Annotated in this window: 19 protein-coding genes, 2 tRNA genes and 3 rRNA genes; 8 read left to right on the plus strand and 16 right to left on the minus strand. The window is 41.2% G+C overall.

Annotated features, from left to right (window positions below; genetic code table 11):
- Positions 1-30 precede the first annotated feature (30 nt).
- From MMY79_RS18405 to MMY79_RS18435, 7 genes are all read right to left on the minus strand, one after another.
- Positions 31-573, minus strand: a complete 543-nt coding sequence (locus tag MMY79_RS18405; protein WP_252610809.1) for a GNAT family N-acetyltransferase — start codon at positions 571-573, stop codon at positions 31-33.
- A gap of 145 nt (positions 574-718) precedes the next feature.
- Positions 719-833, minus strand: a 5S ribosomal RNA gene (gene rrf, locus MMY79_RS18410).
- Between the two features lie 179 nt (positions 834-1,012).
- A 23S ribosomal RNA gene (locus MMY79_RS18415) occupies positions 1,013-3,905 on the minus strand.
- Positions 3,906-4,256: 351 nt separating this feature from the next.
- A tRNA-Ala gene (locus MMY79_RS18420) sits at positions 4,257-4,332 on the minus strand.
- Positions 4,333-4,388: 56 nt separating this feature from the next.
- Positions 4,389-4,465 (minus strand) — tRNA-Ile (locus MMY79_RS18425).
- 59 nt (positions 4,466-4,524) lie between these two features.
- Positions 4,525-6,062: ribosomal RNA gene (locus tag MMY79_RS18430) — 16S ribosomal RNA — on the minus strand.
- The 16S, 23S and 5S rRNA genes sit together here with 2 tRNA genes alongside, the layout of an rRNA operon.
- Positions 6,063-6,556: 494 nt before the next feature.
- Positions 6,557-7,153, minus strand: coding sequence for a TetR/AcrR family transcriptional regulator (locus tag MMY79_RS18435; protein WP_252610811.1), 597 nt, complete (start codon positions 7,151-7,153; stop codon positions 6,557-6,559).
- A gap of 88 nt (positions 7,154-7,241) precedes the next feature.
- Between MMY79_RS18435 and MMY79_RS18440 the strand changes: the two genes are divergently transcribed.
- Positions 7,242-8,456, plus strand: coding sequence for an oxygenase MpaB family protein (locus tag MMY79_RS18440; RefSeq protein ID WP_252610813.1), 1,215 nt, complete (start codon positions 7,242-7,244; stop codon positions 8,454-8,456).
- 68 nt (positions 8,457-8,524) lie between these two features.
- On the opposite strand, the gene MMY79_RS18445 is transcribed toward MMY79_RS18440, so the two are convergent.
- The 4 genes from MMY79_RS18445 to def form a co-directional block, all read right to left on the minus strand.
- Entirely contained in the window at positions 8,525-8,731 is a 207-nt protein-coding gene (locus MMY79_RS18445) for a hypothetical protein (RefSeq protein ID WP_252610815.1), read from the minus strand.
- Between the two features lie 54 nt (positions 8,732-8,785).
- Positions 8,786-10,900: a TonB-dependent copper receptor gene (locus MMY79_RS18450; protein WP_252610817.1), complete on the minus strand. Its 2,115-nt coding sequence runs from the start codon at positions 10,898-10,900 to the stop codon at positions 8,786-8,788.
- A 71-nt stretch (positions 10,901-10,971) separates the two neighbouring features.
- Positions 10,972-11,397: a DUF2946 family protein gene (locus MMY79_RS18455; protein WP_005309169.1), complete on the minus strand. Its 426-nt coding sequence runs from the start codon at positions 11,395-11,397 to the stop codon at positions 10,972-10,974.
- A 43-nt stretch (positions 11,398-11,440) separates the two neighbouring features.
- Positions 11,441-11,971, minus strand: a complete 531-nt coding sequence (gene def, locus MMY79_RS18460) for a peptide deformylase (protein ID WP_004795267.1) — start codon at positions 11,969-11,971, stop codon at positions 11,441-11,443.
- Between the two features lie 122 nt (positions 11,972-12,093).
- Between def and MMY79_RS18465 the strand changes: the two genes are divergently transcribed.
- The 3 genes from MMY79_RS18465 to MMY79_RS18475 are packed head-to-tail and all read left to right on the plus strand — an operon-like array spanning position 12,094 to position 15,023.
- Entirely contained in the window at positions 12,094-13,248 is a 1,155-nt protein-coding gene (locus tag MMY79_RS18465) for a LysM peptidoglycan-binding domain-containing protein (protein WP_252610819.1), read from the plus strand.
- Between the two features lie 20 nt (positions 13,249-13,268).
- Positions 13,269-14,402 carry a DNA-processing protein DprA gene (gene dprA / locus MMY79_RS18470; protein ID WP_252610821.1) on the plus strand — a complete coding sequence of 378 codons (1,134 nt, stop codon included), beginning with the start codon at positions 13,269-13,271 and terminating at the stop codon, positions 14,400-14,402.
- A gap of 51 nt (positions 14,403-14,453) precedes the next feature.
- Positions 14,454-15,023, plus strand: a complete 570-nt coding sequence (locus MMY79_RS18475; protein ID WP_252610823.1) for a Sua5/YciO/YrdC/YwlC family protein — start codon at positions 14,454-14,456, stop codon at positions 15,021-15,023.
- 389 nt (positions 15,024-15,412) lie between these two features.
- Here the strand turns inward: MMY79_RS18475 and MMY79_RS18480 are convergent, their stop codons facing one another.
- Positions 15,413-16,333 (minus strand): DMT family transporter, encoded by a 921-nt coding sequence (locus tag MMY79_RS18480; RefSeq protein ID WP_252610824.1) that lies wholly within the window; start codon positions 16,331-16,333, stop codon positions 15,413-15,415.
- Positions 16,334-16,444: 111 nt separating this feature from the next.
- A complete protein-coding gene (locus tag MMY79_RS18485; RefSeq protein ID WP_252610825.1) occupies positions 16,445-17,098 on the minus strand; it encodes a TetR/AcrR family transcriptional regulator in 654 nt (217 codons plus the stop codon).
- A 135-nt stretch (positions 17,099-17,233) separates the two neighbouring features.
- On the opposite strand from MMY79_RS18485, the gene MMY79_RS18490 reads away from it, so the two are divergent.
- The 4 genes from MMY79_RS18490 (at position 17,234) to MMY79_RS18505 (ending at position 20,640) form a co-directional block, all read left to right on the plus strand.
- Positions 17,234-18,448, plus strand: a complete 1,215-nt coding sequence (locus MMY79_RS18490; protein ID WP_005309158.1) for an MFS transporter — start codon at positions 17,234-17,236, stop codon at positions 18,446-18,448.
- 21 nt (positions 18,449-18,469) lie between these two features.
- Positions 18,470-19,234: an AraC family transcriptional regulator gene (locus tag MMY79_RS18495; protein WP_252610826.1), complete on the plus strand. Its 765-nt coding sequence runs from the start codon at positions 18,470-18,472 to the stop codon at positions 19,232-19,234.
- Positions 19,235-19,354: 120 nt separating this feature from the next.
- The gene (locus MMY79_RS18500; protein ID WP_252610827.1) at positions 19,355-19,900 is read left to right on the plus strand and encodes a glutathione peroxidase; all 546 of its coding nucleotides are present in this window, start codon (positions 19,355-19,357) and stop codon (positions 19,898-19,900) included.
- Positions 19,901-20,043: 143 nt separating this feature from the next.
- Positions 20,044-20,640: a hypothetical protein gene (locus MMY79_RS18505; RefSeq protein WP_252610828.1), complete on the plus strand. Its 597-nt coding sequence runs from the start codon at positions 20,044-20,046 to the stop codon at positions 20,638-20,640.
- Positions 20,641-20,702: 62 nt separating this feature from the next.
- Here MMY79_RS18505 and MMY79_RS18510 read toward each other — a convergent pair whose 3' ends face one another.
- From MMY79_RS18510 to atpG, 3 genes are read right to left on the minus strand one after another with little or no spacing between them, the layout of a single operon-like run.
- Positions 20,703-21,122, minus strand: coding sequence for a F0F1 ATP synthase subunit epsilon (locus MMY79_RS18510; protein WP_252610829.1), 420 nt, complete (start codon positions 21,120-21,122; stop codon positions 20,703-20,705).
- Positions 21,123-21,139: 17 nt separating this feature from the next.
- Positions 21,140-22,534, minus strand: a complete 1,395-nt coding sequence (atpD, locus tag MMY79_RS18515; protein ID WP_003655528.1) for a F0F1 ATP synthase subunit beta — start codon at positions 22,532-22,534, stop codon at positions 21,140-21,142.
- Between the two features lie 30 nt (positions 22,535-22,564).
- Positions 22,565-23,434 carry a F0F1 ATP synthase subunit gamma gene (gene atpG, locus MMY79_RS18520; protein ID WP_016139574.1) on the minus strand — a complete coding sequence of 290 codons (870 nt, stop codon included), beginning with the start codon at positions 23,432-23,434 and terminating at the stop codon, positions 22,565-22,567.
- Positions 23,435-23,500 lie beyond the last annotated feature (66 nt).

The following is a 23,500-nucleotide window of genomic DNA, read 5'->3' on the forward strand; positions in this document are numbered from 1 at the left end:
CTAATGTTTTTCAAAATTTTATATCGTGAGTTACCAAAGTTCACCCTCTCTCCAATCAGCACAAATAGTATCTTCTTCTAAATTATACGTTAGTCGCTCTTTTAGCTTAGTGGTCAATGGAAATAGCATAATTTGATAATCATCTGTTAGATAAGTGGAAACATCTTGTTTGATGTATAAATATCCCAACCACGAAATCCAATCTAATTTTTCATAAAATGCTTCATCTTCGGGCTGTAATGCCGCGAGTTCGTAACCTAAAGTACTTAAAAGATTAGTTAAATATCTTAATAATTGCGATGCGAGCCCTTTCCCGCGCATCTTGTAGTCGGTAGTCACATATTCTATATAAGCAGTTTTTACAATGACATCATCTTTTAAGGTGAAAATTCGATCTGTCCATAAAGCATGTGACACAATAGTATTGTCCAATATACCTATTATATGTACAGCAGTTTGCATGAAGGTATATTGACTCCAAGGATCTTCATCAAAAGCAGCAAAACACAGCTCAGCAATTTGTTGCCGTTGTTGCTTATCTAGGTCATGAGCCGCGATGATTTTAAACTGCATAAGCAGAAACTCTATTTTAATTGTTTAAATCATAAGCAAAGATTGAAATAATATGAAGTTTTTTAGTTAAAACTCTTCAATTTCATTAATTTCCGCGCACAAAAAAACACCCCCAACGATTAAGTAGGGGGTGTTTAGAATAATGAGCTGGCGATGACTTACTCTCACATGGGAAACCCCACACTACCATCAGCGCTAAGAGGTTTCACTTCTGAGTTCGGGAAGGGATCAGGTGGTTCACTCTTGCTATGGTCGCCAGCACAACTGGTATGGATACTTGCATTGGTCTTAATGTGCCGATGCGTTTTCCAAAACTTTACAGATGGGCTGATTGAATCTTACTTTATTTGTTCATTTTAGCTAAGCATATAACTAAATCAAGTTGCTTTGTACATTAATGAATCGATTGATGCTTTATATACAACTGCTTGGGTGTTGTATAGTCAAGCCTCACGAGCAATTAGTATTGGTCAGCTTCACATATCACTATGCTTCCACATCCAACCTATCAACGTCCTAGTCTCGAACGGCTCTTTAGAGGACATAAAGTCCTAGGGAAATCTTATCTTGAGGTAGGCTTCCCGCTTAGATGCTTTCAGCGGTTATCCCTTCCGAACATAGCTACCCGGCGATGCGACTGGCGTCACAACCGGTACACCAGAGGTTCGTCCACTCTGGTCCTCTCGTACTAGGAGCAGATCCTCTCAAATTTCCAGCGCCCACGGTAGATAGGGACCGAACTGTCTCACGACGTTCTAAACCCAGCTCGCGTACCTCTTTAAATGGCGAACAGCCATACCCTTGGGACCTGCTTCAGCCCCAGGATGAGATGAGCCGACATCGAGGTGCCAAACACCGCCGTCGATATGAACTCTTGGGCGGTATCAGCCTGTTATCCCCAGAGTACCTTTTATCCGTTGAGCGATGGCCCTTCCATACAGAACCACCGGATCACTAAGACCTACTTTCGTACCTGCTCGACTTGTGGGTCTCGCAGTTAAGCGCGCTTTTGCCTTTATACTCTACGCGTGATTTCCGACCACGCTGAGCGCACCTTCGTACTCCTCCGTTACTCTTTAGGAGGAGACCGCCCCAGTCAAACTACCCACCAGACATGGTCCTCGCCCCGGATTACGGGGCAGAGTTAGAACCTCAACATTACCAGGGTGGTATTTCAAGGACGGCTCCATTGGAACTAGCGTTCCAACTTCAAAGCCTCCCACCTATCCTACACAAGTAAGGTCAAAGTTCAATGTCAAGCTGCAGTAAAGGTTCACGGGGTCTTTCCGTCTAGCCGCGGGTACACTGCATCTTCACAGCGATTTCGATTTCACTGAGCCTCTGCTGGAGACAGCGCCGCCATCATTATGCCATTCGTGCAGGTCGGAACTTACCCGACAAGGAATTTCGCTACCTTAGGACCGTTATAGTTACGGCCGCCGTTTACTGGGGCTTCGATCAAGAGCTTCGCTTACGCTAACCCCATCAATTAACCTTCCAGCACCGGGCAGGCATCACACCCTATACGTCCACTTTCGTGTTTGCAGAGTGCTATGTTTTTAATAAACAGTTGCAGCGGCCTGGTTTCTGTGGCTGTCATCAGCTCAGGAAGCAAGTTCCATCACCAACAACAGCGTACCTTCTCCCGAAGTTACGGTACCATTTTGCCTAGTTCCTTCAGCAGAGTTCTCTCAAGCGCCTTGGTCTACTCGACCTGACCACCTGTGTCGGTTTAGGGTACGATTCCTGTGTAACTGAAGCTTAGAGACTTTTCCTGGAAGCATGGTATCAGCCACTTCGCTGTACAAGTACAGCTTGCTATCAGATCTCAGCATAGAGCACCCCGGATTTGCCTAAGATGCATGCCTACTTCCTTTCACCTGGACAACCAACGCCAGGCTGACTTAACCTTCTCCGTCCTCTCATCGCATTACACAGAAGTATTGGAATATTAACCAATTTCCCATCGACTACGCCTTTCGGCCTCGCCTTAGGGGTCGACTCACCCAGCCCCGATTAACGTTGGACTGGAACCCTTGGTCTTTCGGCGAACGGGTTTTTCACCCGTTTTGTCGTTACTCACGTCAGCATTCGCACTTCTGATACCTCCAGCATACTTCTCAATACACCTTCATCGGCTTACAGAACGCTCCCCTACCACTTGACTTAAAGTCAAATCCGCAGCTTCGGCACATAGTTTTAGCCCCGTTACATCTTCCGCGCAGGCCGACTCGACTAGTGAGCTATTACGCTTTCTTTAAAGGGTGGCTGCTTCTAAGCCAACCTCCTAGCTGTCTATGCCTTCCCACATCGTTTCCCACTTAACTATGATTTTGGGGCCTTAGCTGGCGGTCTGGATTGTTTTCCTCTTGACTACGGACGTTAGCACCCGCAGTCTGTCTCCCGGATAGTACTCATAGGTATTCGGAGTTTGCATCGGTTTGGTAAGTCGGGATGACCCCCTAGCCGAAACAGTGCTCTACCCCCTATGGTATTCGTCCGAGGCGCTACCTAAATAGCTTTCGGGGAGAACCAGCTATCACCAGGCTTGATTAGCCTTTCACCCCTATCCACAAGTCATCCCCTGGCTTTTCAACGACAGTGGGTTCGGTCCTCCAGTTAGTGTTACCCAACCTTCAACCTGCTCATGGATAGATCGCCTGGTTTCGGGTCTATACCCAGCAACTAAACGCCCTATTAAGACTCGATTTCTCTACGGCTCCCCTATACGGTTAACCTCGCTACTGAATATAAGTCGCTGACCCATTATACAAAAGGTACGCAGTCACCGAACAAGTCGGCTCCCACTGCTTGTATGCATGCGGTTTCAGGATCTATTTCACTCCCCTCACAGGGGTTCTTTTCGCCTTTCCCTCACGGTACTGGTTCACTATCGGTCAGTCAGGAGTATTTAGCCTTGGAGGATGGTCCCCCCATATTCAGACAAGGTTTCACGTGCCTCGCCCTACTCGTCATCATTATGTGTGCCCTTTCGTGTACGGGAATATCACCCTCTACGTTCGCACTTCCCAGAGCGTTCCACTAAAACACACATAACTTAATGGGCTGATCCCCGTTCGCTCGCCGCTACTAAGGGAATCTCAATTGATTTCTTTTCCTAAGGGTACTGAGATGTTTCACTTCCCCTCGTTCGCCTTGCAACACTATGTATTCATGTTGCAATACCTACCTTAAAGTAGGTGGGTTCCCCCATTCAGAAATCTCCGGATCAAAGGATATTTGCCGCCTCCCCGGAGCTTATCGCAGGCTATTACGTCTTTCATCGCCTCTGACTGCCAAGGCATCCACCACATGCACTTAATTACTTGACTATACAACCCCAAACAGTCGTCAACACCTACAAGTGAGTGTTGTCCGTGCGATTCTTCATCGCTACTATCTGTTGCCTGTGTACTTAAACACTGTACAGCTTCAATCTAATTCATATACCAAAACGCTTGATTCAGTTAATTTGCTAGTTCTCAATTCATTTAGATCAATTGCTTAATCTAAACTCTTGAGTGAACAATTTATTTCAGACTCAATTTTGCCAATCTGTTAATGAATAAACACGCCTTCGTCAGGTCATGCTTAATACCGTGATACTTAAATCACAGAAGTTAATAAACTAAGATCTAAATCTCTATTTACTAATTTCTGTAATCCGAACTTCTCTTAAGTTCTGGTGGAGACTAGGAGAGTCGAACTCCTGACCTCCTGCGTGCAAAGCAGGCGCTCTACCAACTAAGCTAAGTCCCCAGCTTACATCATCAGTTCTGTATCTTCTTTTCTATAACTTCAACCAGTCAAAGTCATGGTGGGTCTGACAAGACTTGAACTTGTGACCCCACGCTTATCAAGCGTGTGCTCTAACCAACTGAGCTACAGACCCTCAGATACATCTATGAAGAACAACTTGTTGTGGATTCTTACCAATCGTCAATCTTTCGTTAAGGAGGTGATCCAGCCGCAGGTTCCCCTACGGCTACCTTGTTACGACTTCACCCCAGTCATCGGCCACACCGTGGTAAGCGTCCTCCTTGCGGTTAGACTACCTACTTCTGGTGCAACAAACTCCCATGGTGTGACGGGCGGTGTGTACAAGGCCCGGGAACGTATTCACCGCGGCATTCTGATCCGCGATTACTAGCGATTCCGACTTCATGGAGTCGAGTTGCAGACTCCAATCCGGACTACGATCGGCTTTTTGAGATTAGCATCCTATCGCTAGGTAGCAACCCTTTGTACCGACCATTGTAGCACGTGTGTAGCCCTGGCCGTAAGGGCCATGATGACTTGACGTCGTCCCCGCCTTCCTCCAGTTTGTCACTGGCAGTATCCTTAAAGTTCCCGACATTACTCGCTGGCAAATAAGGAAAAGGGTTGCGCTCGTTGCGGGACTTAACCCAACATCTCACGACACGAGCTGACGACAGCCATGCAGCACCTGTATGTAAGTTCCCGAAGGCACCAATCCATCTCTGGAAAGTTCTTACTATGTCAAGGCCAGGTAAGGTTCTTCGCGTTGCATCGAATTAAACCACATGCTCCACCGCTTGTGCGGGCCCCCGTCAATTCATTTGAGTTTTAGTCTTGCGACCGTACTCCCCAGGCGGTCTACTTATCGCGTTAGCTGCGCCACTAAAGCCTCAAAGGCCCCAACGGCTAGTAGACATCGTTTACGGCATGGACTACCAGGGTATCTAATCCTGTTTGCTCCCCATGCTTTCGCACCTCAGCGTCAGTGTTAGGCCAGATGGCTGCCTTCGCCATCGGTATTCCTCCAGATCTCTACGCATTTCACCGCTACACCTGGAATTCTACCATCCTCTCCCACACTCTAGCTAACCAGTATCGAATGCAATTCCCAAGTTAAGCTCGGGGATTTCACATTTGACTTAATTAGCCGCCTACGCGCGCTTTACGCCCAGTAAATCCGATTAACGCTTGCACCCTCTGTATTACCGCGGCTGCTGGCACAGAGTTAGCCGGTGCTTATTCTGCGAGTAACGTCCACTATCTCTAGGTATTAACTAAAGTAGCCTCCTCCTCGCTTAAAGTGCTTTACAACCATAAGGCCTTCTTCACACACGCGGCATGGCTGGATCAGGCTTGCGCCCATTGTCCAATATTCCCCACTGCTGCCTCCCGTAGGAGTCTGGGCCGTGTCTCAGTCCCAGTGTGGCGGATCATCCTCTCAGACCCGCTACAGATCGTCGCCTTGGTAGGCCTTTACCCCACCAACTAGCTAATCCGACTTAGGCTCATCTATTAGCGCAAGGTCCGAAGATCCCCTGCTTTCTCCCGTAGGACGTATGCGGTATTAGCATTCCTTTCGAAATGTTGTCCCCCACTAATAGGCAGATTCCTAAGCATTACTCACCCGTCCGCCGCTAAGTGATAGTGCAAGCACCATCACTCCGCTCGACTTGCATGTGTTAAGCCTGCCGCCAGCGTTCAATCTGAGCCATGATCAAACTCTTCAGTTAAAAATCATTTTGCACCTTATTAAAGACAAGGTGCCAATTCTGGCTCATCAATTTTCTGACTTAAATTTCGCTCAAATAAACTTCGAGTAATTTAAACCAATCAATCAATGATAATATTTCGATCAATCAATCAGTAAAAATCCACACAAGTTGTTCTTCATAATTTCTTAATGATCTTCTTCCTGGTTCGTCACCAGCAAGCTAGGTCGGCTATATTACTCTCAATCTCTTAAAAGTCAACAGGTAATTTCGATATTTTTAAAACTTATTCTCAAAACCAACTTCTCTTCAAATTCACTACCTAAAGTAATCAACTTAATTCCAAGTAACTGTTTTTCAACAAGTTCTTATCTGCATCACCGCCGATGGATGTGCATTATAGACCATTAAATTTCATTGGCAAGCGAAAATTAGAAACTTATGACTTGAGCGTTCACTTTTAAACCAACAACAAATATAACCTATTGTTTTATATATCTAATTATTTTAATTATTTATTTTTGACCTAAATAAGCCAAGATCATGCTCGACAATTCGCGCTTAAGTTGTTGTTCTGATATAAGAAAATTGTTCTGACTCACATATCGCATCATCGTAAAAAGCGTACTATTAATAATTACAAAGGATTTATGCTTCACCTGTTCGAAGTCCCACTGATGAGGATTTCTACTAAATGTATATAGCCCTACTTCAAAAAAATGCTTTTCTAAAATCTGAGCAGCTTGCGAATGGCTATAGTTATGCCAATGTTTCAGTACTTCTATAAAAAATCCATGATCGGCTTTTAATGCATTAAACCCTAGCTCTATCGCCAAGGGGATGAGCAGGTCTAAAGGAATATTTCCTTGCTGCACAACCAGCTCTTTAAGTTGATGTCCTAATAGCTCGCTTTTACGGCGTAATAGTTCTTCTATGATTTGATCTTTATTCTCAAAGTATTGGTAAATCGAACCTACACTTACTCCAGATTTCTCTGCAATTTTAGGAGTTGTGGTATGTAGTAACCCATATTGAGCAATACAGTGTTGTGTCGCCTCTAAAATATGGTCAACAATAATTTTTGAACGCTGTTGCTGTGGGGCTTTTCTCATCGGTTGTTTATTCGTTAAATGCGAATTGAATGCGAATAATTATTCATATTAGCCTATTTATTATTCAGTTCAATAAGTAAGTAACGATATGCAAACGATTAGCCCAACTCGACTTGCTTCTTTTAATGACATGCAAGACAGTAATTTCTTTACGCAGTTTTTAAATGTCTGTTGCGAAAAACCAGCTCAACCAAACTATACAGAATATGTATCTTTACAACGTGCTCTTTGTGAAGGGGATATTGAAATGGATAAGGTGATTGATTGGGTTATGCAAGATCCCAAAGGTCACCGAATGATTTTCGAGAAAATATTATTTCAAGGCCGCGATGACCTATCTGAGCCAATACCTACTGATTTGGAAAATTTCTTTAATTACATTGAACAGAAGCCCGAATGGTTAGACCAGTACCAAATTGATGAGGCTATTAAATTTACTCATCGTTTAGGAATAAATAATGGTTTTATTCTTAGAGATTTATCGTTAATGGCAGGATATTTATATCCTGGATTTAATCAGCCCCTAATTTTAACAGGTGCATTGAAGAAACAAGCGGGTACTCGTTTAGCAGAAACTACAAAATGGTGGGTTGATATTACTGAACCTCAGGGGCTTTCTCGTTTAAGCTCAGGTTTCACGTCAACGATTTATGTTCGTTTTATTCATGCACTTGTTCGTCGACAATTAAAAAAGTCTGATCGTTGGGATAGTGAAATTTGGGGAATTCCACTTAATCAATTTGATTTAGCAATGACTAATTTAGCTTTTAGCAGTGTAGTTTTACTTGGTATTAGAGCTTTAGGTGTATGGCCAACGAAACAAGAAGCTAAGACTTTTTTACATTTTTGGCGCTATGTTGGCTGGTTGATGGGTATTGATGAAAAATGGCTTATTCAATCTGAAACTGAAGGTTGGCGGTTACTTTACTGGATGCAGTTTGCTCACCCTCGCTCTGATCATAGCAGTGTTGAATTAGGATCGAGCTTATCTAAAGAGCCTTTTGAGAGAAAATATCTGCATTTACGCTCTTTGCAGCAGAAACTTGCTTACCGACAACATTTAGAACTTACCCAGTTTTTTATTGGTAAGAAAAGAATGAAACTACTCGGATTGCCTCAGCAGTCTGCTTCATGGTTTGCTTATTATCTAATTATGCGTAATTCACTACTTTATAGTGGCGCAAAGCTTTCACCAAAAGTTGAAAAGTTTTTATCCAAATCAGGTCGCAATATACAAAAGCTTGGCTTAACGCTTTATCAGAATCAAGGTAAGGCAAAAACCTTAGCAAGTATGCATCAATAATTTTTAAAACCTAAAAATAAAAAAAGGAAGCCTGTTAACCAGACTTCCTTTTTCAAATATTAAGGCGCTTATTGAGCTGACGAACTATGCATTTCAGCGTGATTCATTTGCTCAGGTGACTCCATCATTTGCTTATTTTTTTGACTTGGCATGTAGTCAGGCTCGTTGTTGATCGCCAAGTAAAAGATAATCATAAATAATAAACTCAAGATAGAAGCCACAATAAGTAACTTCCATCCCCACCACGATTGTTCAGGCGATAATTTATTTGTCATTTCATTTCTCTCTTTAAATTAATATTTTCAGTTCATTTCATTCGCTACAGTTTATTAAAACTTCATGCTCATACGAACCCAGTAATTTCTTCCGATATTGTTGAACTGCTCTTCGCTCGCAAATCCAAACCCTGCACTACCCGCTTTATTTAAGTGTTCTGTATAGGTCTTATCTAATACGTTATCGACACCAACAGAGACATCAATATCTTTACGAAGGTTGTAACTTCCGTTTAGAGAAAGAGTTGAAAAACCTTTACTTGGTTTTAGGTCATATCCCACGATATTACCTTGATGTAGACTCACACGATTTTGCTCAGCAACAGCTCGCCACAATAGACCTAAATTATATTTGTCAGCTACATAGCGGATATTTAAACGACCTTCTAAAGGTGAAATTTGAGGTAGTGGTTTGTCATCTGTAGTGTTTTTACCCCATGCATACATCGCACTCAAATCTGCTTGAATATGGTCGGTAAATTGATATCCAATACCCGCTTCCGCACCTGCGATGGTTGCATCGACATTTTTAGCACCTGCAGTAATATCATGGCTCATATCATGCCCACCCATTCCAGTACTTGGGTGATGGTGATAACTCATTAAAATGTAGTCATCTACTAAGCCCGCATAAGCAGAAGCCCATGTATTTAAAGCACCATGTTGTTGCTGGAAGCCCAGATCTAACTGTAGTGTTTTCTCTGGATTTACACCGTTAAAGGTGTTGGTTGAACCAGCATTACCATGTTTGGGCGAGAAAAGTTCCCAATAATCAGGCATACGCTCTACATAACCTAAACCGATATAGCTTTTTAGGTCGTGCTCAGGATGTTGATTTTCCCAGCGAACAAATGCACTTGGTAAAGTCTTTTCAAGTTTAGTATTGAAACCTTGTGCTTGAGAGTCGGCACGTTCATCTTCAACTGTGACTCGATCTAAACGTACACCTGTAACCAGTTTGTTGAGGTCATTCCACTGATAACCAAGTTCACCAAAAGCACCGTATGATTGAAAACGCATATCTTGACGGTATGGAACATTCATAGAAGGCATATTTGGTGATGACATACTACCGCCATGCTTATTAAATTGAGAATCTACACCTGTAATTAAACTCCACTTATTCCATTCAGAAGTCATGGCTAAACGCGAGTTTAGTGTACGGCGCGTTACTTGCATTGCCATGGCATTCGGCATCAACATGGTCATACCACCATGTATCATTTCAACTAATGGTGGTGTACGTAAGCTAAAGTTATCCATAATATGGTCGTTATAGCTGTAGTTCACCTGCCCTTCAATTTTCTTAATGACATCAGTGATATTTTTCTTTTCGAACCGCAGACCTAAGCTTTCACGCGCAAACTGAGAACCGTCCATTGAGCGTCCAGCATAAAGCGACTCACCATCAGATTTTCCGCCTGTGAGTTCAATCCATGTGTTTTCATCTGGAGTAAAGCCAAGTGCTACATCAGCATTCCACTTTTTCCATGCTGAAGGCACGGTATTGCCGTCACCATCTTGATAACTATTCGACTCTGAACGGTTGGCATTTAAACGGATATATTTCTTCTCATCACCAATTGCCGCTTCAACATTATGGTCAATACGTCCATATGAACCTAGCAAGACACTCGCTTGTCCACGATAAGGTTTTTCTGTGGTGAGCTTTTCAGGCTGACGTTCAAAAAGAACAGTCGCAGCAGAACCTGTATTGGCATATTGAACCGTTTGCGGACCTTTAATGACAGAAATACGGTCATAACTTTCAGGTGAAATATAAGAAGTTGGAGCATCCATACGGTTTGGGCAGGCACCTAAGTTCTCTGTACCATCCGTTAGAATTTTGATGCGTGAGCCAAACATGCCTCGGAATGTCACATCGCCATTTGTTCCACCGCTTTGTATTGAGTTGAAACCCATAATACTTTGTAGATAGTCTGCGCCATCTGTAGCAGGTACTGGCTGAATTGGCTGCTTTGGATCTGCATGTACGATCAAGCCATTTGCATCATTGCCTTGCTGTGCTGTAACAACAATGGGTGCTAATGAATGAAGTGAATTTGTATCGGTATCATTTTTTTGAGAATCAGCAAAAGCTAGACCTGAATGAGAGACAGCAAACATCGCAACCCATAAAGGTTGTAATAAAAATTTAGAATGTGGCATTTTTATACGCTCTAAAACATAAATAAAGTGATATTGAAGTCAGTTAAGACCCCAACAAAAATTGCTTTTATTTATGCAAATAGAGGTGGTGCGCGCCCTTGCGGGAGTAGGAAAAGTCGCTGTAGCGCAAAGTAAACATGTCGAAATGCTTGTTGATAAGCGACTAAGCGGACTTGTATGCGGACTAAGACTTCTTTTACGCCGAATTCAGGTGGTAAAACTAGATTGGCATAGACGGTACAATATTGACACTGGTGATTTGCATCATGATGATCATGTTGTCCGGAAGCTTGTGCCTGTTCAATATGATGTTCATGATGTGAATGCATGGTATGTGACATGGTTTCCATTTGTGCTTTAGGTTTAAGCAAAGCACGAGTAATAGTTTCACAGACCGGAGCAATTTGATATTGCTTCGGTAATAGCGGCTGTAGAAATACCGCAACCTGTAAAAATACTGCTGCACATGCAAGCAATAAACCACTACGAAAAACCAAAAATCACATCCACACTATATTAATGTTTCAAGAATAGAAATTTTTAACGTTTTACTGCAACTTTTTCACGCTCACGTTGACGAACAACTTTTTCGACTTTTTCTCGAGCACGCTGACGTTTAAGTGGCGACAAATAATCCACAAATAATTTGCCATTTAAGTGATCCATTTCATGTTGGATACAAACAGCGAGAAGTCCATCAGCTTCTATCTCAAATGCTTGACCTTCAAGGTTAATTGCCTCAATTTTCACACGTGACGGGCGCTCAACTTTATCGTATATTTGTGGCACCGATAGGCAGCCTTCTTCGTACTGCTGCTTATCTTCTGTCAGTGGAGTGATTTTGGGGTTAATAAAAACCAAGGGTTCATCTTTAGCTTCAGATAAATCTATAACGATTAACTGAATATGACGATCTACCTGTGAAGCTGCTAAACCAATACCGGGTGCGGCATACATGGTTTCAAGCATATCTGCTGCAAGTTGACGAATTTCATCAGTAACTTCTTCAACAGGCTTAGCAATGGTACGAAGACGGGGATCAGGAAAACTTAAAATAGGTAATAAGGCCATACTGACGTCCTCACTTATGCCATTGATTGAAAAACCAAATGAAGGAAATACTTCATCGAAAAATTGTGTGTAAGCCGCCTATTATAACGCATCTGCACGCATAATTTTTAGGAATTATCATAATGAAAAAGGTTTTTAACGGCATGGTTGAATTTCATGCTTTGGGGATAAAAAAGCATTTACTTGCTTTCGCACTTTTTACAGGGGTTGCAATGGGTACAGTAGCAGAGGTTCATGCTGCTAGTCCGAACCATAATCCACCCTCTCTAAAAAGTAATGCACCACATGTCTACGTTGTAAAACGCGGAGATACCCTGTGGGATATTTCCGGTCATTTCCTAACTAAACCTTGGCGCTGGCCAGAAATCTGGGCAAATAATCAACATGTCAAAAATCCACACTGGATTTATCCTGGTGACCGATTATTGTTATGCAGTTTAGCTGGTCGACCATTAATAGGTAAGGATGAGGGAGATGGTTGTGTTGGCATTATTCGTCGCTACACAGGCCAAATGACAAACTTGCAACCTCAAGTTCGCGTGGAATCTCTCAACGATAACGTACCTGTTATTCCGCTTGAACATATCAAACAGTGGTTGGAACACAGCACAATTTTACCAGCCGATGCAATTGAACATACTCCATATATCGTGGGAACTGCCGATCAACGTGTGCTTGCAGCAAAAGGTCAAACTATTTATGCACGCGGACAAGGTTTAGTTAATGGTCAACGTTATGCAGTTTACCGTGAAGGTGAACCTTACTATTTCACAGACAGTAAAGGTAAAAAGCACAGTCTAGGTATTGAACTACAACAAGTTGCCTCAGGGATTGCCATCTCTTCTGAAAAGGACATAACAACACTTGAGTTAACTGATAGCTACGATTCCGAAGTCCGTCGTGGCGATCGGGTTATGCCAGAAGAAGATGCAACACTGCCTACTTTATTTTATCCAGTAGATGCCAAACAAGTTACAGATGCCGGAAAGATCATTCGTGTAATGGGTTCAATTGGTAGCGCTGCCAAAAATAGTGTGGTGACTTTGGACCGAGGTGCAGCACAAGGGATTCAAGTGGGGCAAGTTTTTGATATTACCCAAAAAGGTGAAACCATTCGAGATCCAAAAACCAAAGAACCAATACAATTACCTGGACAACAGATTGGTAGTCTGATGGTTTTTGGAACCTTTGATCAGCTTAGCTATGCCTATGTATTAGAAAGTGACTTACCTATTAAAGTAGGTTCAAGTATTCAGCCACCTCGTTTTGATGATTAACGCTGGATATACACTTTACAATGCTCACTCAACTTTCTTCACACCATTACCACACGCTTAAAGTGTGGTATTTGGTGCAGCACTCTTTAGTTAGTTTCAAAAAAATTGTCGATTATTTTGGTAGCTGTGAAAAGGCGGTCCAACCTACGGGGTTGTCCGAATGGCGCAATCTCGGATTACATGCTAATCATTTAAAACGTGTAGATGAATTTCAAACTGCTCAGGGTCAGGCTCAATTTGAAAAACTGATTCAGCAGATCCAGCAACATACGGACTTTATTTTAACCTCAGATGATTCTGGCTATCCTACGCAATTATTACCATATACAGACCATCCACCCATCATTTTTGGAAAAGGCCAAGCTCAAGCCTTATTGCAACCACAAGTTGCAATTGTAGGTAGTCGAAAACCAAGCCCACATGGTCGTCAGGTTGCTTATGATTTTGCGTATTACTTAAGTGAAAAAGGTTTTTACGTAAGTAGTGGCTTGGCATATGGCATTGACGAAGCTGCTCACCAAGGAGCTTCAGCACATCAACGTACTATTGCAGTAACGGGAACAGGTTTAGATAGTACCTACCCAGCTCAAAATAAAAAACTTGCAGAGCAGATCTTGGCTCAAAACGGCGCCATTATTACTGAGTTTTTGCCAGGTACGCCGCCCTTACAACAGCATTTCCCTCGCAGGAACCGAATTGTTAGTGGTCTGAGTTTAGGGGTGTTAGTGGTAGAAGCGACTTTAAAAAGTGGTTCTCTCATTACTGCCAACAAAGCTGCCGAACAAGGTAAAACAGTATTTGCTATTCCTGGCCATATTTATAGTGAGTTCCATCAAGGTTGCCATCAGCTCATTCGTGAGGGAGCCATTTTAGTCGATCATCCTGAACAGATTGTTGAGGACCTTGCTTTACCTACCCAATGGCAAAGCCAACAGCAAAACTCAACTGAGGAGGTAGTCGTTGCTTGCGCCCCAGAAATTCCTGAGCATTTAATTAACCTTTACCAGTCTTTAGACTGGGTCGGACAAAATATTGATCAGCTTGTTCTACACCATTCTCAGACTGTGGCAGAACTCACCTCTTCACTCATGGAACTAGAACTACTTGGTTTATGTATGCAACAATCAGGACTGTATTTACGTTGTCGCTCTTAGTAAAGGCGCGCACAACAGCAATTCTGTCTGATTGAAAGGAAGAGTATTACCATGATTACCACCTCAGTTACCGAAGCAGCCGAAAGTTTACATCAAGGTCAAGTCTTGGCGTATCCAACTGAGGCCGTTTGGGGGCTAGGTTGTGACCCTTTTGATGAACAAGCTTTCCAAAAAATTCTAGAGCTGAAACAAAGACCTATTCAAAAAGGGGTCATTTTATTAGCAGGTCATATTAGTCAAGTTGAACACCTGTTGGCCTCTTTACCTGAAGCGACTCAACACGAAATTATTGATTGTTGGACGAATCACAAACTTTCAGAAAGAGCTACAACTTGGCTATTACCTGCTGGCGAACATATTCCTTCATGGATTAAAGGTGAACATCCTCTTGTCGCTGTTCGAGTGACCACGCATCCTTTATGTGTAGCATTATGCAATGCTTTTCATGGGTTTATTGTCTCGACCAGTGCCAACCCAAGTGGGCAAGAGCCTGCTCATTCACTACAAGACGCCTGCCAATACTTTGGTTCACAATTAAACTATCTCAATGGTGATTTAGGCCAAAGTCAGCAGCCAAGTAGAATTATTAATGCTCTCACTGGAGAGATTATCCGCGCCTAATCTCAGACAAAAAAAAGCTCAGTTATATAGGGATAACTGAGCATAAAAAAGGATGGGTATATACCGCATCCAGAGGGTTTGGATATCTCTGCAACGAAAGATAATTTGCAAAAAACAGCATCTTTCGTAGTGGTCGCTATTATGTAGTAAGTGATCAAATGTGAGAAATATATTATTTCTCTAAAAAAAACATGAAAAGTGTAGGGAATTTAAGGTTTTTCGCTTAATAATTAAAATTATATTAATATTTTTATTCGGCTTTTTTAATATTTATATTTCAATCTATTTTTATAAACTATTTATAAATCATATAGAAAAACTTTAACTAATAAAAAAATGGCATATTTTTATCAGTTTTTTAAAAATATGCCATAGTTTTTTTAACCGCTTTAGTTTTGCTCTTGTATGAGTTCACTCTTTTTAGAGCTCACCTTCTTTTGAGCCATAACGATACCAATTAAAATTATTACGCCACCTATTGTGTGATAAATAGTCCACTGCTCAGACAACCAAACGCTTGCAATAATTGCGGTAAAGACTGGAACCAAGTTCATGAAAATACTAGTTCTATTAGGACCTAATTGCTGAACAGCTAACATCCAAACTAAAGGCGCAATGAGTGAAGCAAATACTCCTGCATAAATAGCGCTTGGCGCATTTTGTGCATTTAAAGCATCCAGTCCAAACCAGAAAATTAAAGGCAGATGAAACACAACAGAAAAACCAATCTGGACATATAAGCTCGTCATGATTGGTAGAGGTAGCTGCCACTTTTTAAGGAAAACGCCATAAAATGCATAGAAAAATACAGCAATAATCATTAATGCATCACCAAGATGTCCACCTCCACTTAATAACTGGCTAATATTCCCTTGGGACATGACATATAACAAACCAGCGAAAGATAAAATACTGCCAAAAACTGCATATCGATTAGGTACATCTTTTAAAATGGCAAGCGAAACAAAGATCGTAAATATAGGGATAAATGCATTCACAATACCCATATTGGTTGCACTGGTATAATGGGCAGCCGTATAAGCAAGCCCTTGATAAAGCACCATCCCAAATGCACTTAACACAGCCAACTTAGGCAAATATGGTATTACTAGTCGTCTTTGTCTCCACACAGGCATAAACATAAATGGAGTCAAAATAATAAAAGCGATTAGCCACCGATAGAAGCTAATGCTTACTGGAGAAATATAATCCGAGACATAGCGGGTGACTACAATGTTTAAAGACCAAATCAGTACTGCCAAAATGGGAAAAATAAATGCCCATTTGTGATATTTCATGACCTGACTCATAGTAATACACCATCTACAAAAGAGATTTTATTTTGAAGAATGTCTTAATAAATTGAAATATCGTATTTCCGACATTGATATTGAACTTAGGACATCATCTTTTTCTAGAATCTAAAATAATGCCCAAGCTTTCACGGCATGCCCTACCACTTTATGTAATTGCTCACTACTCGCACCATCTCTCGCTTGAATAGTAAGCCCTTGAATAACAGTAGTATAAAAATCAGTCACTTCCTGTAAAGGTGCATGAGAAGATAAATCCCCTTGCTCCACACCTTGCTGAAGGCGTTTTAATAATTTTTCTTTTGTCTTTATGCGCTTATCTAATAGGTTTTGCTGTACATCTTGAGTTGCATCAGAGCAATTCATAGCAGCAACAACCACCATACAACCTGCTGGCTTATTCGGCTGAACCAATCTTTTAACAATGTCATAAAGATATAACTCAACAGCAATTTTTGCAGTTTTTGCTTCTACAAATATAGTGTCAATTGGACATCCTTCATGAGCTAAATAGTAATCAACACATCTGTAGAACAACCCTTCTTTGTCGCCGAAGGCACTGTACAAGCTAGGTGCTGTAATTTCCAAAGCTTGTGTTAAATCACTAATAGACGTTGCTTCATAACCATGCTCCCAAAACAGCAACATTGCTTTTTGCAAAACCTGTTGTTCATCAAAGCATTTAGGGCGTCCACGCTTTTTTTTCAGAGCGTCTTCTGTAACAGCTAAATTCGTTTCATGCCTATTTGTCATAAAGATCACATCTATTTTTATAACAATCGTTATTAAATTAATTGACGTTCGATTTTTTATCAACTATTTTATTTTCATAATGATCGTTAGTTAATTAATAAATTGCCTTTCTTCACTCTAAATTTAGCCAAGTAAGGATTTCCTATGGACCAATCTTCTATTTCTAAAGCGCGACCCACGACCTCCCCTCAAGGGAGCTGGTTTGCCATTTTGGCCGTTGCGATTGCAGCGTTTGCATTAGTAACAAGTGAATTTTTACCTGTTGGTGTTTTAAATAGTGTTGCAACAGATTTAAATATTTCTGTAGGTACAGCAGGTCTTATTATTACTGTACCCGGCATTATGGCAGCAATTGCCGCCCCTCTATTACCTGTATCTGTAAAACAACTTGATCGGCGTTATGTGCTTATCTTGCTGACAGCCATTATGGTCATTGCCAATACCATTACTGCCTTTGCAGAAAACTTCCATATTTTATTACTCAGTCGCTTAATTTTAGGTATTTCAATTGGTGGATTCTGGGCGACAGCAATTGCTTTAAGTGGGAAATTAGCTCCCTCGCATCTTCCTATTGCGAAAGCAACAGCTGTAGTAATGGCTGGTGTAACTTTTGCGACAGTTTTAGGTGTTCCGATTGGAACATGGTTAAGTGAGTTTTATGGTTGGCGCAGTGCTTTTGGAATTACAGCAGGAATTGGTTTAATTGTTTTAATCTTACAATTAATCTTCTTACCTAAACTTGTTCCAGACTCCGCAATTCATATAAGAGACTTACCAGCATTATTACGTACTCCTAAAGCACGTAGTGGTATGTTGATTGTTTTACTGATCGGACTTGCTCATTTTTGTGCCTATAGCTATTTAGCACCTTTCTTCAAAAATATTGCAGGCTTTAACGGCACAACAATTAGTTCATTACTATTGCTCTATGGAATTGCAGGTATTTTCGGAAATGCATTTGCCGGATATAGCGGTAATTTAAATGTCCGATATACTCTTGCCTTTGTTAGTGCTTGTTTTGCGATTGTATTTTTTGGATTTCCACTTTTTGCCATTCATGAATTTGGTGCTATTGTCTTAACAGCTTTATGGGGCTTCGCATTTGGTGCTTTCCCTACCTCAGCAAATATCTGGATGTTTGTCCATGCACCAAATGCAGTTGAAAAAGGTATGCCACTTTTTGTAGGTATGTTTCAGGTGATGATTGCGACAGGTTCATTATTAGGTGGATATGTAGTTGATCATTTCAATGAAAATACTTTAATTTATGGTGTATTAAGCTTTGTTGCCCTAGCATTACTGAGTACATTTACCTTAGCAAAAGGTTTAAATAATCCTAAAGCTACTTGTGAAAATTAAAATATGAATCAGAGCACATAAATGAAAAATGAGGACCAGCAATTTTCTTTATTGAACAGTATAGAAGTTCATGAATTTCTATACCAAAAAGAAGATATTGTTCGTCCTCACGCATCTCTCTGGGGAGATTTTAATTTCAGTTTGAATGGCATTTTGGAAATGCAAGTAGAGGAACAAATCTACTTGTCTCCCCCAAGCTATGGGCTTTGGATTCCACCTCAAACGGTTCATCAATCTACTCATATCGATCACGAAATTCACTATATCTGTATTCGACTACACCCTAGCCTCTGTTCTATTTTAGGTGACGTCTGTAAATGCTTTAGTATTCAGCCTTTCTTTCGAACCTTAGTTTTACAAATTCTCGAACAGCAAAAACAAATCGAAAACCCTGAATATTTAGAGCATCTTCTACAAGTTTTGTTCGATCAACTCAAACAAGCACCTGCATATTCACACTATTTACCGCAAACACGCCATCCTGTTTTATTACCTATTCTAGAAAAACTTTCAGACCCCTTACTTTTTGATCATTCTTTACAACAATTAATTCAAAACTTCTCGGTCAGTGATCGCCATTTATTACGTTTGAGTCAACAAGAGCTTCAGCTTTCATTGTCAGAATGGCGTAACCGAGCCAAAATTGTTTATGCCATTCATCAGATCCGCCAAGGGACATCCATTAAACGTTTAGCATACGATTTAGGTTACCAACATAGCTCAAGTTTTATCGAGTTTTTTAAACGCTATACTGGGCAAACGCCTATTCAAATCAGAAATAACTAAAATTCAGTTTATCTTTAAAAACTTTTTCTTTTTTGAACACGAATATTATTGCACTACCCCTCAATAGCAGTTAAAACAAATGCGTTACTTGATATCAATTAAAATCTTTAGGAAAGACTCATGACACAATCTGTATATCACATTCCAGTAAAAGCCATTTCAGGCGAAACGGTTGATCTTGAACAATACAAAGGTAAGGTTTTACTTATTGTAAACACTGCTTCTAAATGTGGTTTAACTCCTCAATACGAAGGTCTAGAAAAGCTTTATCAAGCAAAGAAAGATCAAGGTCTTGAAATTTTAGGTTTCCCTGCAAACAACTTTAAAGAACAAGAACCAGGTTCTGATGAAGAAATTCAGCAATTCTGTTCATTAAATTACGATGTTCACTTCCCTTTATTTTCTAAAGTGTCTGTTGCAGGTGAAGATAAGCATCCACTTTATGCAACTTTGACAGCCGCTCAACCAGAACGTGCCGGTGAAGGCCCTTTCCGTGAGCGTTTAGAAGGTTTAGGTATTCCAACTAATCCAGCTCCAGAAGTTTTATGGAACTTCGAAAAATTCTTAATTAATAAAAATGGCGAAGTAGTAGCACGTTTTGCCCCAAACATAACTGCAGATGATGAACAAATCGTTAAAGCAGTTGAAGCAGAATTAGCAAAATAACGTTTTAAAAAAACGTAAAAAAGAGCGTTTTCTACGCTCTTTTTTATTATCTGGTCAAAGTGTTGTTTGTTTGCAAAAATACAATCTTTCTCCATATTTTATGCCTATAGTACCTTTTGCTTTATTTGATGTTGTTTGTAGTTATGAAAAAAGTTTTACAGGGTGCTTTTCTTCCTTTTGTAATTTTTGCCTCAGGCATGCTTTTACTCGGGTGTGATCAGGCACAAGACCATGCTACTGCACAAGAAAATACTGAAATAAACGAACAGACATCTGATCAATCTATTGAACGCCAAGAGTCAGATATCGCTCAGAGTAAAAATGAACTTAAAAGCGGTAATATTTTTTATATGGTTCGAGATGCAGCTAATTTACAACTTAAAGCTGGAGATTATGTTGAACAACTTAAAGATACTCAACTTGACGTTGAACAAGCAATTCAAGATAAAGATCAAAATGAATTAAAAACAACTGTTGCAACTTTAAAACAGCAATTGCAAGGTTTAAATCAAGCTCTTCTCACCTTGGATATCAAAAGTCAGGAAATTGAGAATATCCGCCAAAGTTTATTACAGGCCAATCAACAAGCTCTTAGCATGCCGCTATTAAACGGGAAATTAGATCAAATCAATTTTGACAAAATTGAAAAGCAACTGAATACCATTCAAATGGATATGGTTAAACTCGCAGCTATGATTATGGCTGGAGATGAAAAATCAGATTCAAAAACTGACTCTTAATCTAAAATACATATCATAAAAAAAGCCACCTTACGGTGGCTTTTTTTATCTCAAACCCACACTTAAAGTGCGCGGTTTTTGATTTTACGAATAGTTTCAAGCTGTGCAGCTGTTTCTGCCAAGGCAGCCAAAGCAGCAGCAGAGTCCAAATCACTCTTTTGGTTCGCAAGCAATTGTTCAGCATGTTTACGTGCTTCTAAAATTGCAGCTTCATCCAAATTGTCTGCACGGATTGCAGTATCTGCAAGAACCGTCACAACATGAGGTTGAACTTCTAAAACACCGCCAGATACATAGACGATTTCTTCTGTACCATTTTCCAACTGAACACGAATCGGGCCCGGTTGAAGCAAGGTTACGAGTGGAGCGTGCCCTGGTAAAATACCAAGCTCACCACCAGAACCTTTCGCGATTAACATCGTTACTGCGCCAGAGTAAATAGACTCTTTAACACTTACGACATCACATTGCATAGTCGCCATGAGATGATCTCCTTAAATTAGAGTTTCTCAGCTTTAGCAATCACTTCGTCAATACCACCAACCATATAGAACGCTTGTTCTGGGATGTGATCGTATTCACCAGCTAATAGACCTTTAAAGCCACGAATCGTTTCTTTAAGCGATACTAATTTACCAGGAGCACCAGTAAACACTTCAGCTACGTGGAATGGTTGAGAGAAGAAACGTTGGATTTTACGCGCACGGTAAACAACCAATTTATCTTCTTCAGCTAACTCATCCATACCCAAGATTGCGATGATGTCTTTAAGCTCTTTATAACGTTGCAAAATGTTCTGTACAGAACGTGCAATTTCATAATGCTCTTGACCAACAACTAATGGGTCTAACTGACGTGAAGTTGAGTCAAGTGGATCGATCGCTGGATAGATACCAGAAGATGCGATGTCACGGCTCAATACTACTGTTGCATCTAAGTGAGCAAATGTAGTTGCAGGCGATGGATCTGTTAAGTCATCGGCAGGTACATATACTGCTTGGATCGATGTGATCGAACCAGATTTAGTAGACGTAATACGCTCTTGAAGAACACCCATTTCTTCTGCAAGTGTAGGTTGGTAACCTACCGCAGATGGCATACGACCTAACAATGCTGATACTTCAGTACCTGCAAGTGTATAACGGTAGATGTTGTCGACGAATAATAATACGTCACGACCTTTACCATTTTCGTCTTTTTGATCACGGAAGTATTCAGCCATCGTCAAACCAGTTAACGCTACGCGTAAACGGTTACCTGGTGGCTCGTTCATCTGACCGTAGACCATTGCTACTTTGTCAAGAACGTTAGAATCTTTCATTTCGTGATAGAAGTCGTTACCTTCACGAGTACGTTCACCAACACCAGCAAACACAGATAAACCTGAGTGAGCTTTCGCGATGTTGTTGATCAACTCCATCATGTTAACGGTTTTACCAACACCAGCACCACCGAACAAACCAACTTTACCACCTTTTGCAAATGGGCAAAGTAAGTCGATGACTTTAATACCAGTTTCTAAAAGATCAGTAGAAGCTGCTTGTTCAGCATAAGAAGGTGCTTGACGGTGAATCGGCAAACGCTCTTCAGTCGCTACAGGACCTGCTTCATCAATTGGGCGACCCAAAACGTCCATAATACGACCAAGCGTAGCTGGACCTACTGGAACAGAAATCGGTGCATTTGTGCTGGTTACGTTAAGGCCACGTTTAAGACCTTCTGTAGAACCCATTGCGATGGTACGAACAACACCATCGCCAAGCTGTTGCTGAACTTCTAATGTAGTTTCAGTACCGTCAACTTGGAGAGCGTCATAGATCTTAGGAACGCTATTGCGCTCAAACTCGACGTCGATAACCGCGCCGATGATCTGAATGATACGACCGCTACTCATTGCTGTCTCCTCAATTCAAACTTAATAATGTTAAACGGCAGCGGCACCGCCAACGATCTCGGAAATTTCCTGAGTAATCGCGGCTTGACGCAGCTTGTTGTAAATGAGTTGTAGGTCTTTAATCAGTTGTCCTGCGTTGTCTGTCGCTGCTTTCATCGCGACCATACGAGCTGACTGCTCACATGCAACGTTTTCAATCACACCTTGATAAACCATAGACTCGATATAGCGAACCAACAAACCATTTAACAATTCTTCTGCTTCTGGTTCGTAGATATAGTCCCAACCATAAGTACGGTTGAGATCATCGCCTTCTTCTGCTGGTGCTAAAGGAACAAGTTGTTCTACTTTAGGCTGCTGAGTCATTGCATTAATGAAGCCATTTGATACGAGGTAGATACGATCTAATTCGCCCTTATCAAATGCATCAAGCATAACTTGAACTGAGCCAGTTAACTGTTCCAAACTCGGCGCATCGCCAAGTTGGGTAGTTGCACCAAGCACTTTACCGCCGTAATTCTTAAAAAACGAAACCGCTTTTTGACCAATTAAAGCAAATTCAACTTCAATTGACTGCTGTTGTTGTGCTTTGACATGCTGCACAACTTTCTTGAACAAGTTAATGTTCAAGCCACCTGCCAAACCACGATCTGAAGACACTACGATATAGCCAACACGCTTAACTGGGCGATCAACCATATAACGGTGTTTGTATTCAGGGTTTGCTTGGACTAAGTGAGCAATTACACGGCGCATATTATCGGCATACGGACGGCCCTGAGCCATGCGCTCTTGCGCACGACGCATTTTAGAAGCAGCTACCATTTGCATCGCGCGAGTAATCTTTTGCGTGCTCTTGATACTAGCTACTTTGGCGCGAATTTCTTTTAAATTTGCCATACGCTTAACCTAGTATTCGAAAGCTCTTTCGAGCTTCCGAAGGTTGATCCGTGAACCAAACTTAAC

This window comes from Acinetobacter sp. XS-4 (genome assembly GCF_023920705.1).
Lineage (GTDB): Bacteria > Pseudomonadota > Gammaproteobacteria > Pseudomonadales > Moraxellaceae > Acinetobacter.